Genomic DNA, 16,043 nt, shown 5'->3' on the forward strand with positions numbered 1-16,043 from the left:
ATTGGTGGTCTGTAGTGTCCGATGTCGGCGGGTGGCTCAGCGCCAGGTGTCGCCCTTGGCGAGCTTTTCGGTCAGTTCTGGCCTGGAGTCGAGGAGTTCCTCGAGTTCGAGCGCGACGCGGATCGGCGCGGTCGGGTCGTACAGCGCGGCGCCGCCGACCTCGACGGCGTTGGCGCCGGCGTAGAGGTATTCGAGGGCCTTCTCGCCCGAGTCGATGCCGCCGATGCCGATGATCGGGATGTCGGGCAGCGCGGCGCGCACGCGCCATACGCAGGCCAGACCCACCGGGAAGACGGCAGGTCCGGACACGCCGCCGGTGCGGTTGGCGATGATCGGCTCGCCGGTCCTGATGTCGATGCGCATGCCGACGAGCGTGTTGATCATGCTCAGGCAGTCGGCGCCGCCCTCGACGGCGGCGCGCGCGATCGCGGCGATGTCGGTGACGTTCGGCGTGAGCTTGACGATCATCGGCTTGTCGGTCATCGGGCGCAGCCGGTCCATGAGCTTGGCCAACGCGACCGGGTCGGTGCCGACGGACATGCCGCCGTGCGTCACGTTCGGGCAGCTGACGTTGATCTCGAGCATGTCGGCGTCCGATTCGGCGAGCTTTTCGACGACCTGCGCGTAGTCGTCGTCGCAGTGGCCGGCGACGTTCGCGATGACGGTGGCGCCGAGGTCCTTGAGGTACGGCAGGTCGTGTGCGAGGTAATGGTCGACGCCGGGGTTCTGCAGGCCGACGGCGTTGACGGTGCCGGCCGGGCTTTCGGCGGTGCGCACGCCCGGGTTGCCGAGCCATTCGACCGGCGAGACGCCCTTCGTGGTGACCGACCCCATCTGGGACACGTCGTAGAACTGTCCGCATGCGTAGGCGTTGAAGGTGCCGGAGGCGGTGCCGACGGGGTTCTTCCACGGCACGCCGGCGACGACGGTGCCATGGCGCCATTCGTGCGGCGCGTAGACGCTCGTCGGGGTTTCGTTGAGTTCCTGTTCGATGTTCACATTGTCCTCGCTCACTTGTTGTCCCATCCCAGCTGGTGCGCGGTGAAGACCGGGCCGGCCTCGCACACCTTCTCGCGGCCGTCGCGCGTGTCGATCGTGCAGGCGACGCAGGTGCCGTAGCCGCAGCCCATGCGCTGCTCCATGCTCAGCTGCGCGTCGACGCCGCGCCTGGACGCCCATTCGGCGACGGCCTTCATCATCGGCGTCGGACCGCACGACAGGATGATCAGCTCACGGCCGCTCTCCTGCAGCTCCGGCCACAGGCGTTCGAGCAGCGTGAGCACGTTGCCTTCCGACTCGTCGATGCTGTGCACCTCGTCGGCGTATCTGGCCGCGTACACGTCGGCGAAATGCGCGTCGCGGTAGCCGAGCACGGCGATCGCGCGGCAGTCGTCGCGTCCGGCGAGCGCCTGCGCCGCCTCGAGCAGCGGCGGGATGCCCAGTCCCCCGCCGACGAGCAGGTAGTCGGCATCCTTGCGCAGGTCGAAGGGGCGCCCCAGCGGTCCGAGCACGTCCACCCGGTCGCCGGCCTTCAGGTGCGCGAACTCGTCGGTGCCGTAGCCGACGACGGCGAAGATCAGGCTGACCCGGTCGCCGTCGACGTCGCTGACGCCGAAGGGGCGCGGCATCAGATGCTGCGGGTTGGACGAGTACAGGTTGACGAACTGGGCGGGCTTGACGTTGGCGGCGGTGAACTCGTCGCGGAACGTCAGGCGCACGACGCCGGGCGTCAGTTCGCGCACGTCGACGACGTCGACGGTGCGCCTCGTCGGCGTGCGGCCGTTCGATACGGCATCCTCCACCGTGTGGGAAAACGCTGTGGTTGGCATGGGTGTCCTGTCCCTCTTTCTTCTCTGCTGTGGTTGCTGGACTGGGGTTCTTCTCGCGCCGTCGCGCCCGGAGGGGCGCGCGTGCATGTCAGGCGAGCGCGACGCGCAGCTGGTCGCGCATGTCCTCGGCGGCGCGCCGCGCGTCGGCGGCGACGAGTTCGAGCGCGGTCTCGGGTTCGAGGCCCGCGTCGTAGCGTGCGTCGTCGCGCCATGCGCCGATGATGCCGCGCGACGAGTTGACGATCGCGCCGGAGCCGTCATGGTCGAACATGCCGGCGACCGAGGCCGCGGTGCCGCCCTGGGCGCCGTAGCCGGGCACGAGGAAGAAGGTGTGCGGCATGCGTTCGCGCAGCGCGGCGCCCTCCTCCGGGTGCGTGGCGCCGACGACGGCGCCGGTGCGCGAATAGCCGAAGCGGCCGATCGTGTCGGCGCCCCATTGCTCGACGAGGTCGGCGACGTGTTCGTAGACATGGCCGCCGTCGGCCAGCTCGAGCTCCTGGATCTGCGCGGAGGACGGGTTCGACGTGCGCACGAGGACGAACAGGTCGCGGTCGGACTCCCCGGCGGCCTCGACGAACGGTTCGATGCCGTCGGAGCCGAGGTAGGGGTTGACGGTGAGCGCGTCCTCGTGCCATACGTCGGCGCCGTCGAAGCCGGTGAGGTGCTTCGCATAGGCGGCGGCCGTCGAGCCGATGTCGCCGCGTTTGACGTCGCCGATCACGTACAGGCCCTGCTGGCGCGCGTACTGGCAGGTCATCGTGTAGCAGTCGATGCCGGCCGGGCCGAGCGCCTCGTACATCGCGATCTGCGGTTTGACGGCGGGCACGATGTCGGCGACCGCGTCGATGATCGCGCGGTTGAACTCGAAGTACGCGGCCGCGGCGCCGGTCGCGGCGAGGTTGTCGTCGTCCTCCTCGACGTATTCGTCGGCTTCGATGCGGTAGGCGTCCATGACCTGGGCGGGCACGAGCGCCGGCGTGGGGTCGAGTCCGACGACGCTCGGGTTCTGTTTGTCTTCGATGGCTTCGATGAGGCGGTCCATCATGCTCCTTGGGTTGTGGGTGTGAGGGGCGTTGTCTGCTTCGCGCGGCGGTTCGTCCGCACGGCCGTCCGCGCGGGCGGATCCGCGCTCGCCTGGCGTCGCGTTTGCGCGTCAGGCGAGCGCGTCGAGGCTGCCGGAGGCCAGGCGCGAGCCGATGATCGTCGCGTATGGCCTGCCGGTGACCTCCCAGCCGTCGAACGGCGTGTTGCGCGCCTTCGACCGGAATTCGCCGGCCCGGATCGTCCATGCGTCGTCGAGGCCGAGGATGACGAGGTCGTTGCGCTCGGGGTGTTCGCTCGCGCCCAGGTCGAGCGTGCGTTTCGCCGCGCATTTCGCGCCCGTGTTGAGCAGGGCCGCGATGTCGGTCGAATGCCTGCCCATAAGCGAGGCCGGGTTCACGGCCATGAGTTCGATGAGGCGTGCGTCGCTGATCCAGCCGCCGTCGACGAGGACCGTGTGGCATACGGCGAACGCGCATTCGAGGCCGATGATGCCGTTGGGCGCCTCGAGGAAGCCGAGCGCCTTCTCGTCGGCGGTGTGCGGGGCGTGGTCGGTGGCGATCATGTCGACGGTGCCGTCGGCGATCGCGGCGATCGTGGCCTGCCGGTCCTGTTCGCTTCTCAGCGGCGGGTTCATCTTCGCGCGCGTGCCGTACTTGAGCAGCGCCTCGTCGCTTAATGCCAGATAGTGCGGCGCCGTCTCGCAGGTGATCGGCAGCCCTTCGGCCTTGGCGCGCCGGATCGCCTCGAAGCTGATCGCCGTGCTCACATGCTGGAAGTGCACGTGGACTCCGGTCTCGCGCACCAGGTCGATGTCGCGCTGCACGATCGCCAGCTCGGTGTCCTCGGGGATGCCGGGCACGCCGAGCTTCCTGGCGACGGGGCCGTCGTTGACGGCGCCGACGTCGTGGTGCTCGCAATGCTCGATCAGGTACAGCCCCGTCTCCTTGACGTTCGCGAACACGTCGCGCAGCACCGGCGTCGGCACCGCCGAGCCGTCGTCGCTCATCGCCGTGACCGGGTGCGCGATCTGCGCCGCGTCCTTCTCGTCGTCGTTGCCGAGCATGTACCACGCCCAGTCCTTCGGCTCGGTCGGCTCCTGACCCGCGCGGCCCTTCGTCGCGCACACGCACAGCTCGTAGCGCACCGGCAGCGTCACGCCGTGGATCCGCTCGTAGTGCTGCAGGTAGTCGATGACGTTGTCGCAGCCGGCGGCGAGGACCTCGTCGGCGCCCGGCTCCCCGGCGGTGACGATCCGGCCGTCCATCGCCGGCACCGTGTTCGGCATGATGAGCACGTTCGTGTAGCCGCCCGCGGCCGCCGCCGCGCAGCCGGTGGCCATCGTCTCCTTGTGCGTCTGGCCCGGATCGCGGAAATGCACGTGCGGGTCCTCGAGGCCCGGCGCCACCGTGAGACGCGAGGCGTCGACGACCACGTCGCGTCCGTCGGGCACGATCAGGTCGATGCGTTCGCCGGTGTCCCACACGCGGATGTCCCTGAAGGTGATCGCCATCAGAACTCGGCCTCCTCGTCGCAGTAGCGGCAGCGGTACACGTCCCCGTCGGCGCGGTCGAGGTAGAAGACCTGGTCGATGCCCGGTTCGGTCGTCGTCACGCAGCGCGGGTTGACGCAGGTGATGACGTTGACGACGCGTTCGGGCAGCGTCGGCGTCTTCTTGTCGACGATGCGCCCGCCCCGGATGACGTCGACGGTCGCCGAACGCGCCACGAGGCCGAGCACGTCGAGGTCGATCGCCGTGTCCGCGTCCTCGACCTTGATGATGTCCTTCGTGCCGTAGCGGCGCGAATCGGTGTTCATGATGAGCGCGAGCTTCGTCGCGGACGGGTTGATGCGCAGGTATTCGAGCACCTTGAGCGCCGTGCCGGCCGGCACGTGGTCGATGATGATGCCGTCGTGGATGCTGGTGACCTCCATCAGGCCATGACCTCCTTGTTCTCGTGTTCGGCGAATCCGGGCAGCTCGTCGCCGAGCACCGAGCTCTCCAACGCCATGCGCATGAGCATGCCGTTCCTGACCTGTTCGAAGTAGGCGGCGCGCGGGTCGTCGTCCACCTCCTTGGCGATCTCGTTGACGCGCGGCAGCGGGTGGAGCACCGCCATGTCCGGCTTGGCGAGGGCGAGCTTGGCCTCGTCGAGGATGTACGTGTCGCGCAGGCGCAGGTAGTCGTCCTCGTTGAAGAAGCGTTCCTTCTGCACGCGCGTCATGTACAGCGCGTCGAGGTCGCCGATGACCTCGCTTAAATCGCTGACCTCCACGTACGAGCAGCTCGGCGTCGCGTTGATGCGGTTGAGCACGTACTGCGGCGTGCGCAGCTCCTTCGGCGAGATGAGCACGAAGCGCACGTCGCCGAAACGGCACAGCGTCTCGATGAGCGAATGCACGGTGCGTCCGAACGTCAGGTCGCCGCACAGGCCGATCGTCAGATGGTTGACGCGTCCGAAGCGCGAGCGCAGCGTCGCCAGGTCGGCGAGCGTCTGCGTGGGGTGCATGTGGCCGCCGTCGCCGGCGTTGATGACCGGGACGGATGCGGCGTCGGCGGCGACGAGCGCGGCGCCCTCCTTGGGGTGGCGGATCGCGACGACGTCGACGTAGTTGGAGACGGTCTTGAGCGTGTCGGCGATCGATTCTCCCTTGGTGACCGAGGCGAGCTGGGCGCCGGCGAAGCCGATGACCTTGCCGCCGAGGCGCAGCATCGCCGTCTCGAAGCTCAGCCGTGTGCGCGTGCTCGGCTCATAAAACAAAGTGGCCAACACTCTGCCGTCGCAGGTGTGTGCCACTTCCTTGCGGTGCGTATCGATGTACTGCGCCTTGTCGAGCAGTTCGCGGATCTGCGCGATGGACAGGTCGTCCAACGTGATGACGCTCGTGCCGACCATCGAAGGGGCGGGAGCGTTGTGTGCTTCGCTAGCCAATGACTCACCTTTCTGACCGAATGTGAAGGTGGTCACCGAAGTGACCTCTCCAACTATAACCGCACCCGCCTATTGGGGCGCCGCCGGATGCGGCCCCGGGGCGTGTCCCGTCTCACGATGCGAATGCCGTCACTCCTCGACGCCGTAGAACAGCCGTTCGCACACCTCGCGGCTGCGCCGCATCTGGGCGAGGATGTCGTTCTCGAAGCGCTGGCCGTGGTTCGCGTCGTAGCCGAGGTAGACGGCGATGCCGCCGAGCGAGTACATGTCGGTCGGCAGGACGTCCGCCTGGCCGGTCCGTCCGCTCCACAGGTAGTTGCCGTTGCGCGCGTCGGTGCACATCTGCCACGCCTCGCCGAGGATCCTGGCGTCCTCCTCGCCGATGTGGCCGTCGGCGACGAGTTCGCCGAGCGCCTCCATCGTCGAGTTGACGCGCAGCCCCTTGTCGTCGTGCGCGTGACGAAGCTGCAGCAGCTGCACGGTCCATTCGACGTCGCTCAGACCGCCCTTGCCGAGTTTGAGATGGCGTTCGCGCCGCACGCCGCGCGGCAGGCGTTCGGCCTCCATGCGCGCCTTGAGGCGGCGGATCTCCCCGATCTCCTCTTCGGTCAGGTCCCGGTCCGGATAGCGCCGCGGGTCGGCGATGTTCGTCAGGAAGTCGTCGGCGAGTGCCGTGTCGCCGGCGGCGGCGCGGGCGCGCAGCAGCGCCTGGCGCTCCCAGGTGCTCGACCATGAGCGGTAGTACTCCTCGCAGGAGGCGTATGAGCGCACGAGCGGGCCGTTCTTGCCTTCGGGGCGCAGGTCCATGTCCAGTTCGATCTTCGCCTCGAGGCTGACCGGCCCCTGCATGAGCGCGCGCAGCCGTTCCTGCACCTTGCGCGCGAAGCGGTTGGCGTCCGCGTCGTCGGCTCCCGCGGCGGGCCGGTAGACGACGATGACGTCGGCGTCGGAGCTGAAGTTGACCTCGCGGCCGCCGTAACGTCCCATCGCGATGATCGCGATCGCGGCGGGCGCCTCCCGGACGTCGTCGTCGCGCATCTGGGCGGTGACCGACCAGCGCAGCGCGGCGTCGAGGATCGCGTCGTACACGTCGGTCATGCCCTCAAGCGCCTCGGGCGTGGCGATGACGTCGCTCATCCAGCCCAGTCCGATGCGTTCGATCTCGTGGCGGCGCAACGCGCGCAGCGCCGTGGCCGCCTCCTTCGCCGAATGCGAGTGGCGGTCGATGATCGCCGCGCATTGCGTGTCGAGGCTGGCGCGGGAGCGGGCGTGCAGCTTCGCGTCGTCGCCCAGCCAGGTGATCGATTCGAGGGACTTGTTGAGCGCATCGCCCAGATAGCGCGAGTTGGACAATACGTGGCACAGGCGGCGGGCGGCGGACGGCGAGTCGCGCAGGAAGCCGAGGTATTCGTGTTCGCCGCCGAAGCGTTCCTCGAGCGTGCGCCAGTACAGCAGACCCATGTCGGGGTTCTGCCCCTCCCCGAGCCAGCGCAGCACGGCGGGCAGCAGGATGCGGTTGATCTTCGCGGCGCGCGTGACGCCGTCGGTCAGCGCGCGCACATGGCGCAACGCGGCGGCCGGGTCGGCGAAGCCGATCGCCTCGTAGCGTTCGAGCGTCGCCTGCTCACTGAGCTCGATCGTGTCATCGGGGCTCGCCGCCGCGATCGGCAGCATCGGCCGGTAGTAGATGTCGTTGTGCAGGCGGCGCACCTCGCGGCGCGTCTCGTCGTACCGTTCGACGAGCTGCTCGGGCAGCATGTGGAAGGCGCGCGCCAGACGGTGCATCTCGGGGCTCTGGTTGAGCTCGTCGGGGTCGATCGCGCGTTTGCGTTCGAGGCCGCCGACGTTGCCGCGGCCCAGATCGGGGAACAGGTGGGTGCGTTTGAGCATCCACATCTGCTGGCGGTGTTCGAGCACGCGTTCGAAACGGTAGTCCCAGGCGAGCGCCTTCGCCTGGGGCCGTGAGACGTAGCCGCCGTCGGAGAGCGCCTGCAGCGCGTCGAGCGTCGAGCGCACGCGCAGCGACGCGTCGGTGCGCCCGTGCACGAGCTGCAACATCTGCACGGTGAACTCGACGTCGCGCAGGCCTCCGCGCCCGAGTTTGATCTCGCGGTCCTTGAGCGGCGCGGCGATGAGGTCCTCGACGCGTTCGCGCATGCGTTGGCAGTCGTTGACGAAGTTCTCGCGCCTGGCGGCCGTCCAGACGAATTTCGCGGCCATCGCCTCGTAGTCGGCGCCGAGGTCCGCGTCGCCGGCGACGGCGCGCGCCTTGAGCAGCGCCTGGAACTCCCAGTTCTGCGCCCATTGCCCGTAGTAGGCCTCGTGCGCGTCGAGGCGGCGCACGAGCGGGCCGTCCTTGCCCTCGGGGCGCAGCGCCCCGTCGATCTGCCACAGCGGCTGCTCGGCCACGCCGGACACGACGGACTGGCAGACGCGCTGCAGCGTCGTCGCGATCTTCGTGCCGATGCGCGTGAGCGTCGGATTGTCGGTCCGCCCGTCGGCGGGTTCGACGACGTAGATGAGGTCGACGTCGGAGACGTAGTTGAGTTCGCGGGCGCCGAGCTTGCCCATGCCGATGACCGCGAAACGCACATGTTCGGATCCGGTTACCTCATGTCGGGCGATTGCGAGCGCGCCTTCGAGCGCCGCGTCGGCCAGGTCGGACAGTTCGCCGCTGATCCTCGGCTGAATCTCGATCGGGTCGCCGTCGGTCACGTCCTGCGCCATGATCGCGGCGAGCTGCTCGCGGTAGTCGGCGCGCAGCGCGCCGGCCGCCTCGGCGAGCGGTTTGGAGGCCATCGGGGCGCCGGACTCGGCGTCGGCGCCGACGGCTTCGAGGATGCGGCGCCGACGTTCCCCGCGCGTGACGGTCGCCGTCCGGCGCGGTTCGGCGACGGCGGCGCGCACGAGCGCCGGGCGGAAGCGCATGAGCGTGCCCATCGCGTTCGAGGCGCCGAGCACGCCGATCAGGCGCGCCATGGCGGCCTCGTCCGCGACGATCGAGGACAGGGTCCCACCCCGGTCGGCGAGCGACCGGCGGATGTCGACGAGGTTCGCGAGCGCCGTGTCGGGGTCGTCGCATGCGGCGAGCTGGCCGAGCAGCGTCGCGACGGCCTCCGGGTCGGCGTCGGGGCCGAGCAGGTCGGCGATGAGCTGCTTCGCCCTGCCGATGCTCTGCAGTCCGGCGTGGATGACGTCGCGGGTGGGGATGTTCGTCGGTGTGCTCTGGTCCATGGGTCCAATCTACCCGTGCTGGATGACGCCGCGGGCGGCTCAGCCGAAGAACGCCTTCGTGTTCGCCCAGATGCGCCGGGTGACGCACGGCCGGTTCATCGTGTACAGGTGGATGCCGTCGACGCCGCGGGCGGTCAGGTCTCGGATCTGCTCGGACGCGTAGATGATGCCGGCCTCCTTGAGGGATGCCGGGTCGTGGCCCCACACGTCGAGCATGGCGGCGAGCGGTTCGGGGATCCTCGAGCCGCACAGGCCGGCCATGTGGCGCACCGAGGCGCAGTTGACGACCGGCATGATGCCGGCCTCGATCGGCACGTCGATGCCGGCGGCGCGCGCCTTGTCGCGGAAGCGCAGGAAGTCCCCGTCGTCGTAGAACAGCTGGGAGATCAGATGGGTGACGCCGGCGTCGACCTTGCGTTTGAGGTTGTCGATGTCCTCGTCGAGGCTCGCCGCCTGGGGGTGCTTCTCCGGGTAGCAGGCGCCGTAGATGGGCAGGCCGGGGCGGCGCTCGCGGATGAACGCGGCCAGGTCGGATGCGTGATGGAACACGTTCGCCGGTTCGCGGTCGGGGTTGCGGTCGCCGCGCAGCGCGAGGACGCCGGCGACCTTCGCCTGGTCGAACAGGTCGAGCGCCTCCTCGGCGCCGGCCTCGTCGAGGTACTGGGCGGTCAGGTGGGCGACGGCGGGGATGCCGTATTCGGCGCGCACGGTGTTCGCGATGCGCGCGGTGGCGGTGCGGTCGACCGATTTGCCGGTGCCGTAGGTCACCGAGATGAAGGCGGGTTCGAGGCCCTGCAGGCCGTCGAGCGTATCGTAGATCGTGCCGACCGGCGCGGTGCGCTTGGGCGGGAAGATCTCCAGCGAGAAGATGGACATGATGGGTCGTCCTCGGAGTCGGGGGCTTGGGGAGGGAAACGGAAACGGGAGAAGAAAAAACACGGGAAAGGAAGGGCATCGTCGACGCATGGGGGCCGACGGCGTCATGCGCCGACGATGCGCGATGGGGCGGCGCGCGCCCGGTGGCGCCCGCCGCGCGGGGTCACAGGCGCGAGCGCACGGCCTTCGCGGCCTCGACCATGTGCTCGAGGCTCGGCCACGTCTCGGCTTCGCCGCGGGTCTTGAGGCCGCAGTCGGGGTTGATCCACACCTTGTCGACATCCATCTTCGCGAGGATCTCGCCGATGCGTTCCTCGATCTCGGCCTCGCCGGGCACGCGCGGCGAGTGGATGTCGTAGACGCCGGGTCCGGCCTCGGTCTCGAAGTCGGCGTCGTCGATCGCGTCGAGGACGACGAGGTCGCCGCGCGACGCCTCGAAGGAGATGACGTCGGCGTCCATCGCGTCGATGTCGCGGATGATGTCGTTGAACTCGGAGTAGCACATGTGCGTATGGATCTGCGTGTCCGGCTTCACGCCCGAATGCACGAGGCGGAACGCGGGGATCGCCCAGTCGAGGTACTTCGCGTGCCAGTCGGAGCGGCGCAGCGGCAGCTTCTCGCGCAGCGCGGCCTCGTCGATCTGGATGATGCGGATGCCGGCGGCCTCGAGGTCGAGGACCTCGTCGCGGATCGCGAGCGCGAGCTGGCGCGTCTGCTCCTCGGCGGAGATGTCCTCGCGCGGCCACGACCAGTTGAGGATCGTGACCGGGCCGGTGAGCATGCCCTTCATCGGCTTGTCGGTCCTCGACTGCGCGTAGCGGCTCCATTCGACGGTGATCGGTTCGGCGCGCGAGACGTCGGACCACACGATCGGCGGCTTGACGCAGCGCGTGCCGTAGGACTGCACCCACGCGTTCCTCGTGAACAGGAAGCCGTTGAGGCGCTGGCCGAAGTACTCGACCATGTCGTTGCGCTCGAATTCGCCGTGCACGAGCACATCGAGGCCGATCTGCTCCTGCCTGCGGATCACGTCGTCGATCCGGTCCTTGATGAACGCGTCGTATTCGTCGCGGCTGATCTCGCCCTTGCGCAGCTTCGCGCGTTCGGCGCGGATCTGACCGGTCTGCGGGAACGAGCCGATCGTCGTCGTCGGCAGCGGGGGCAGCCCGAGAGCCTCGCGCTGCAGCCGCTGGCGTTCGGCGCGCGCAGGCAGGCGCGTGAAGTCGTCGTCGGCGAGGGCCTCGAGGCGCGCCTTGACGGCCTCGTCGCGCGCCACGCGGCTGCCGTCGAACAGCAGCCGGTTCGCCTTGAGCACGTCGGACGCCTGCTTCGCGTCGTCGTCGAGGTCGACGAGGTCGGCGATCTCGCGCACCTCGTCGAGCTTCTCGACGGCGAACGCGAAGTGCCGCAGGACATCGTCGCCGAGCGCCTCTTCGCCCTTCGTGCTGAACGGCACGTGCAGCAGCGAGCAGGCGGAGGCGACGGCGACGCGCCCGGTGACGCGCTGCAGCGCCTCGACGAGCGCGATGCTCTGCGCGTAGTCGTTGCGCCAGATGTTGCGCCCGGAGACGACGCCGGCGAACAGCGTCGTGCGTTCGCCCACGCCGTGGGTCCCGACGGCGGCGAGGTTCGCGTCGCGGCCCTCGACCAGGTCGAGGCCGACGCCGTCGAACTCGAGGAGCCTGACGGTCTCGTAGATGTCGGCGATGTCGCCGAAGTAGGTGTTGAGCAGCACGTTGAGCCGGTCCTCGCGCGCCGGCAGGATGCGCGAGTAGAGCGACTTGAACAGCCGCACGTCGGCGTCGTCCTTGTCGAGCACGAGGCAGGGCTCGTCGAGCTGCACCCATGCGGCGCCGAGGTCGGCGAAGCGGCGCAGGATCTCGGCGTAGACGCCGGCGACGGCGTCGATGAGGCCCTCGTCGACCCTCAGTTCGCGCGCCTGGGCGTCGCGCGAGAGCTTGAGGAAGGTGTACGGGCCGATGAGCACCGGCTTCGTCTGGTAGCCGAGCGCCTTCGCCTCGAGGTACTCGTCGAAGGGCTTCGTGCCGTTGAGCCGCACCTCGGTCGCAGCGTCGAACTCGGGCACGAGGTAGTGGTAGTTCGTCGTGAACCACTTCTTCATCGGCAACGCGGTCACGTCGCCGCGCTCGCCCTGATAGCCGCGCGCCATCGCGAACAACGTCTGCTCGGGGTCGTCGAAGGACAGGCGGCGGTAGCGCGCCGGGATCACGTTGAGCAGGATCGCCGTGTCGAGCATCTGGTCGTAGAGGCTGAAGTCGTTGCTCGGGATCAGGTCGATGCCGGCGGCGCGTTCGAGCCGCCAATGCTCGACGCGCAGCTCACGGCCGACGCGGCGCACGTCGTCGAGCGACGCGGCGCCCTTCCAGTACGCTTCGATGATCTTCTTGAGCTCGCGGTTCCTGCCGATGCGCGGGAAACCGGAGATGGACGTGGGAACGCTCATGGGTGCCTCCAAAAATCGGGCTTGCTTGCTGCAACGTGCATCACGCTAGCAGACCTGCCCGGGCGGCGGCGCCCATGTCTTGCGAAAAACCCGCGAAACGGCCATACCGGTTATTGAGACGACGTCATAACCGCAGCTTATAGCCCCGATCCGAGGCCGGGGCGGCCCCGCGCCGGCACGGGCGCGTCAGTCGAAGTCCTTCGGCGAGAGCACGGCGATGAGGTCGGCCTCGTGCGTGCCCCACTTGCGAAACGGCGCATCCGAGCCGAACACGGCCACGCAGGCCGTGGACATGCCCAGCTTGAGCAGGTCGGTCACCTCCGGTCCGGACCGCGGCCCGGCGAGCCACTGGCAGGCCATCGACACGGTCGGCTCATGGCCGATGACGAGCAGCGTGCGCCGCTTGTCCTTACACGAGGCGAGGGCGTCGAACACCGACTGCATGCCGTCCTCGTACAGCGACTTCGTGTAGTCGACCTTCGGGCCGTCGCCGAACACCTTGAGCATGCGCTCGCATGTCTGGCGGGCGCGCACCGCGCTCGAGCAGTCGATCTGATCGGGCGTCAGACCCATCGACTTGAGTCCCTTGGCCATGCGCTTGGCCTGCTTGAGGCCCTTGTCGAGCAGTTCGCGGTCGAAGTCGCCCTTCGCGTTCGACGGTTCGGTCTTCGCGTGCCGCATGACGAGCAGCACGTGTTGGTAGTCCTTCACCTTCCTCGCGGCCTTCCTGACGTTCATGCACGCTCTTTCGTCCATCGGTGGCCCCATCGGGGCGCTGGTCATATGCAGTATAGCGCCGTGGGCGCCGGCACGGGCCTATTCGCCGTCGGCGTCGCCGATGACGCGCAGCTGCGCGTCGAGGTCGCGCAGCACCTTGCGCAGCTTGCGGTCGGAGATGTCGCGCAGCTCGAGCTCCTCGAAGACGGCCTCGCGCTGTTCGGGGCTGAGCGAGTCGATGTCGGTCGTCGTGTCCTTCGCCGCGCGCTCGCGCCGGCGCAGCGCCTCGAAGCCGTCGGCCATCGCGCGCGAGACAACGAGGAAGCCGGTGTGCCCGATCATCTGGTGGTCGGGGCGCACCGCCAGCCCCTGCGCCTTCCAGTTGCGCTCGAGGGTCTCCTGGATCTGCGGCTCGCTCCAGCGTCCCGATGCGCGCAGCGCCTCGGCGAGCCTGGCCATCTGCGTCGTCGTCGTCACGTAGCAGGTGAGCACACCTCCGGGCGCAATGACACGCCCCGCCTGCTCGAGGCGGTTCCACGGGTCGAGCATGTCGAGCATGACGCGGTCGAACCATCCGGCCGGCAGCGTGGCGGCGACCGAGTCGAAGTCGCCGGTCAGCAGGTTCCAGTTGTCCGGATGCGCGCCGTAGTACAGGTCGACGTTCGCCTGCGCGACTCGCGCGAACTCGGGGCGCAGCTCGATCGTCGTCAGCTCGCCCTCGGCGCCGCATGCCTCGAGCAGGTGCAGGCTCATCGCCCCCGACCCGGCTCCCGACTCGAGCACGCGGTGGCCACGGCGGATGTCGCCGAGTTCGACGACCTGAGCCGTGTCCTTCGGGTACATGATCTGCGCGCCGCGCGGCATCGAGAGCACATAGTCGGCCAGCCGCGGACGCATGACGGCGTAGCGCCAGCCGCCGATCGCGCGCGTGCCCTTCCACGGCTTGTTCGCGTCGCGTTCGGGATGCTCGGCGTTGACCTGGGCCTCGCGCCTGGCCGTCACGCTCGTCACGACGATGCCCTCGCAGCGGCCGATGACGTCGTCGTGCAGGATCAGGCCGTGCGCCGTCTGCGTCGCCCCTCCCGCGACGAGCTGGTCGGTGATCTTGTTCGACTTCCTGTCGGTGAACTGGACCTTCTCCCCCGCCACAAAGGGACCACGGCGCATACGGCGACTCCTTGACTCATCGGCGCGGGCCGCGGACGGCCGCGCCGTCCGGCACGTTTCCAACGCTTAGCGTACACGAGGCCGCGCGCAACAGCCGCGCGCGCCGGCCGGCGGCCCCTCAGCCGCGCAGTCGCGCGCTCCAGCGCCCCCGGTCATGGCGCACCGCCAGATCGAGGCCGAACACGGCCGAAAGCCGTTCGTCGGTCAGGCCCCCCTCGATGCCGCCCGCGTACACGACGGTGCCGGGCGCGGGGTCGAGGCCGTCCGCACCGGCGGCGCAAGCGTCCGCCTCGCCGCCGCGCGTGCGCCCCATGACGGCCACGTGGTCGAATCCCGCGGGTATCTCCTCGAGCCGATGCGTGACGAGGACGACGGCGCGCGGATCGTCGCGCCCGATGCGTCCCAGCGCGCGCAGCGCGATCTCACGGCCGCCCAGATCGAGGCCCGTCATCGGCTCGTCGAGGATGAGCAGCTCGGAACGCGCCATCAGCGAGCGGCAGATCATGACGCGCGTGCGTTCGCCCTCCGACAGCTTCGCCATCGACTTGCCGACGAGGTATTCGATGCCGAAGTCGCGCATGAGGGCCCGCGCCCGCGCGATCTCGGCGTCGGTGTAGGTGTCGCGCCAGCGGCCGGTGACGGCCTTGAGCGCGGTGACGACGGCGTCGAGCGGGTCCTCGACGCCGGGGAACGAGCGCAGCAGCTCCGCCGAGCTCAATCCGATCAGATGGCGGTAGGAGAACACGTCGACCTTGCCGAGCCGGCGTCCGAGGACGTCGACGGTGCCGGACGAGGGGTGGCCGCGCGTCGCCATCATCTGCACGAGCGTGGATTTGCCGATGCCGTTGGGGCCGAACAGCACCCACTTCTCGCCGCGTCCGATCGTCAGATCGACGTCGGCCAGGATCGTGCGCCCGTCCCGGCGGAAGGCGACGCCGCGCAGGGCGACGGCGTCGCCGCCATGGCCCCGGGCCCCGGCTTTGGTGGTGGTATCGTCTCGCATCGGCTCGCTCCTTCGTCTCCCGTCCGCTTCCCGCCTGCGGCGTGCATGCACGCTGCCGCCACGGTAGCGCACACCCGCGCCCCGGCGCCGCGCGCGTCCCGGCATCCGGAAGAGGGGCGCCCCGCGCCGCATACCACCGGCGCCGCGCGCGTCCGCGGGCGGTTCGCTTTCGACGGCAAACTTCCCCTGACCGCGTATTTCCCCCGCCCGCGCCCGTTTTGCACTACCGTTGGGGGCATGAGCGAAACAAACATGGTACGCCTGACCAAAGGCGATGTGGCACCGAACTTCGAACTCGAATCCGACGAATACAAGCATTACGCGCTCGCCGATTTCAAGCATCAGAACGTCGTGCTCTACTTCTATCCGAAGGCCGGATCCTCGGTCTGCACACTGGAGGCCAAGGACTTCCAGAACAACCTCGAGCGCTTCGCCAAGGAGGGCTACACCGTCATCGGCGTCTCCCCCGACGACGTGAAGGCGCTGCAGGAGTTCCGCGAAAGCAACGACCTGGGCTTCGTCCTGCTGTCCGATCCCGAGTACACCGCGCACAAGCTGTACGGCGCCGCGAAGGAGCACTTCAAGGACGGCGAGAAGACCTATGAGACCATCCGTTCCACCTTCGTGCTCGACGGCGAGGACAGGATCGTCTTCGCCGGCTACGACGTGAACGTCAACGGCCAGATCGACGAGCTGCTCGAGCAGATCGAGAAGATCAAGTAACCGTCCCCTCCGACAGGCGTCATACGCAAAGGCGGGCGGACCGTTTCGAAACGGTC

At 68.9% G+C, this 16,043-nt stretch carries 13 protein-coding genes; 1 reads left to right on the forward strand and 12 read right to left on the reverse strand.

The window, feature by feature from the left end:
• Positions 1-36 precede the first annotated feature (36 nt).
• From B1400_RS07220 to B1400_RS07275, 12 genes are all read right to left on the reverse strand, one after another.
• The gene (locus B1400_RS07220; RefSeq protein WP_407641081.1) at positions 37-999 is read right to left on the reverse strand and encodes a dihydroorotate dehydrogenase; all 963 of its coding nucleotides are present in this window, start codon (positions 997-999) and stop codon (positions 37-39) included.
• A gap of 11 nt (positions 1,000-1,010) precedes the next feature.
• On the reverse strand, positions 1,011-1,829 hold the full coding sequence (locus tag B1400_RS07225) for a dihydroorotate dehydrogenase electron transfer subunit (RefSeq protein WP_095613743.1): 819 nt from the start codon (positions 1,827-1,829) through the stop codon (positions 1,011-1,013).
• An 88-nt stretch (positions 1,830-1,917) separates the two neighbouring features.
• On the reverse strand, positions 1,918-2,871 hold the full coding sequence (pyrF, locus tag B1400_RS07230; RefSeq protein WP_095613744.1) for an orotidine-5'-phosphate decarboxylase: 954 nt from the start codon (positions 2,869-2,871) through the stop codon (positions 1,918-1,920).
• A gap of 111 nt (positions 2,872-2,982) precedes the next feature.
• Positions 2,983-4,383 carry a dihydroorotase gene (locus tag B1400_RS07235; RefSeq protein ID WP_095613745.1) on the reverse strand — a complete coding sequence of 467 codons (1,401 nt, stop codon included), beginning with the start codon at positions 4,381-4,383 and terminating at the stop codon, positions 2,983-2,985.
• On the reverse strand, positions 4,383-4,805 hold the full coding sequence (locus B1400_RS07240) for an aspartate carbamoyltransferase regulatory subunit (RefSeq protein ID WP_095613746.1): 423 nt from the start codon (positions 4,803-4,805) through the stop codon (positions 4,383-4,385). Before B1400_RS07240 ends, B1400_RS07235 begins: the two co-directional genes overlap by 1 nt.
• Entirely contained in the window at positions 4,805-5,767 is a 963-nt protein-coding gene (pyrB, locus tag B1400_RS07245; RefSeq protein WP_095613747.1) for an aspartate carbamoyltransferase, read from the reverse strand. The genes B1400_RS07240 and pyrB overlap by 1 nt, the downstream gene beginning before the upstream one ends.
• A 165-nt stretch (positions 5,768-5,932) precedes the next feature.
• Entirely contained in the window at positions 5,933-9,037 is a 3,105-nt protein-coding gene (locus tag B1400_RS07250) for a bifunctional [glutamine synthetase] adenylyltransferase/[glutamine synthetase]-adenylyl-L-tyrosine phosphorylase (RefSeq protein ID WP_095613748.1), read from the reverse strand.
• Positions 9,038-9,076: 39 nt separating this feature from the next.
• A complete protein-coding gene (locus B1400_RS07255; RefSeq protein ID WP_095613749.1) occupies positions 9,077-9,913 on the reverse strand; it encodes a methylenetetrahydrofolate reductase in 837 nt (278 codons plus the stop codon).
• A gap of 163 nt (positions 9,914-10,076) precedes the next feature.
• Positions 10,077-12,377, reverse strand: a complete 2,301-nt coding sequence (gene metE, locus B1400_RS07260) for a 5-methyltetrahydropteroyltriglutamate--homocysteine S-methyltransferase (protein ID WP_095613750.1) — start codon at positions 12,375-12,377, stop codon at positions 10,077-10,079.
• A 186-nt stretch (positions 12,378-12,563) separates the two neighbouring features.
• Positions 12,564-13,115: a SixA phosphatase family protein gene (locus B1400_RS07265; protein WP_095613751.1), complete on the reverse strand. Its 552-nt coding sequence runs from the start codon at positions 13,113-13,115 to the stop codon at positions 12,564-12,566.
• Positions 13,116-13,193: 78 nt separating this feature from the next.
• Positions 13,194-14,261, reverse strand: a complete 1,068-nt coding sequence (locus B1400_RS07270; protein WP_095613752.1) for a tRNA (adenine-N1)-methyltransferase — start codon at positions 14,259-14,261, stop codon at positions 13,194-13,196.
• Positions 14,262-14,379: 118 nt separating this feature from the next.
• Entirely contained in the window at positions 14,380-15,264 is an 885-nt protein-coding gene (locus tag B1400_RS07275; RefSeq protein ID WP_095613753.1) for an ABC transporter ATP-binding protein, read from the reverse strand.
• A gap of 237 nt (positions 15,265-15,501) precedes the next feature.
• On the opposite strand from B1400_RS07275, the gene B1400_RS07280 reads away from it, so the two are divergent.
• Positions 15,502-15,987 (forward strand): peroxiredoxin, encoded by a 486-nt coding sequence (locus B1400_RS07280; RefSeq protein ID WP_095613754.1) that lies wholly within the window; start codon positions 15,502-15,504, stop codon positions 15,985-15,987.
• Positions 15,988-16,043 lie beyond the last annotated feature (56 nt).

Source organism: Bifidobacterium italicum (assembly GCF_002286915.1).
Classification (GTDB): domain Bacteria; phylum Actinomycetota; class Actinomycetes; order Actinomycetales; family Bifidobacteriaceae; genus Bifidobacterium; species Bifidobacterium italicum.

Excerpts from the sequence above, each read along its gene's own strand:
- B1400_RS07225 (WP_095613743.1), bottom strand. The coding sequence starts at position 1,829 with ATGCCAACCACAGCGTTTTCCCACACGGTGGAGGATGCCGTATCGAAC.
- pyrF (WP_095613744.1), bottom strand. The coding sequence starts at position 2,871 with ATGGACCGCCTCATCGAAGCCATCGAAGACAAACAGAACCCGAGCGTC.
- B1400_RS07235 (WP_095613745.1), bottom strand. The coding sequence starts at position 4,383 with ATGGCGATCACCTTCAGGGACATCCGCGTGTGGGACACCGGCGAACGC.
- B1400_RS07240 (WP_095613746.1), bottom strand. The coding sequence starts at position 4,805 with ATGGAGGTCACCAGCATCCACGACGGCATCATCATCGACCACGTGCCG.
- pyrB (WP_095613747.1), bottom strand. The coding sequence starts at position 5,767 with ATGGTCGGCACGAGCGTCATCACGTTGGACGACCTGTCCATCGCGCAG.
- B1400_RS07250 (WP_095613748.1), bottom strand. The coding sequence starts at position 9,037 with ATGGACCAGAGCACACCGACGAACATCCCCACCCGCGACGTCATCCAC.
- B1400_RS07255 (WP_095613749.1), bottom strand. The coding sequence starts at position 9,913 with ATGTCCATCTTCTCGCTGGAGATCTTCCCGCCCAAGCGCACCGCGCCG.
- metE (WP_095613750.1), bottom strand. The coding sequence starts at position 12,377 with ATGAGCGTTCCCACGTCCATCTCCGGTTTCCCGCGCATCGGCAGGAAC.
- B1400_RS07265 (WP_095613751.1), bottom strand. The coding sequence starts at position 13,115 with ATGAACGTCAGGAAGGCCGCGAGGAAGGTGAAGGACTACCAACACGTG.
- B1400_RS07270 (WP_095613752.1), bottom strand. The coding sequence starts at position 14,261 with ATGCGCCGTGGTCCCTTTGTGGCGGGGGAGAAGGTCCAGTTCACCGAC.
- B1400_RS07275 (WP_095613753.1), bottom strand. The coding sequence starts at position 15,264 with ATGCGAGACGATACCACCACCAAAGCCGGGGCCCGGGGCCATGGCGGC.
- B1400_RS07280 (WP_095613754.1), top strand. The coding sequence starts at position 15,502 with ATGAGCGAAACAAACATGGTACGCCTGACCAAAGGCGATGTGGCACCG.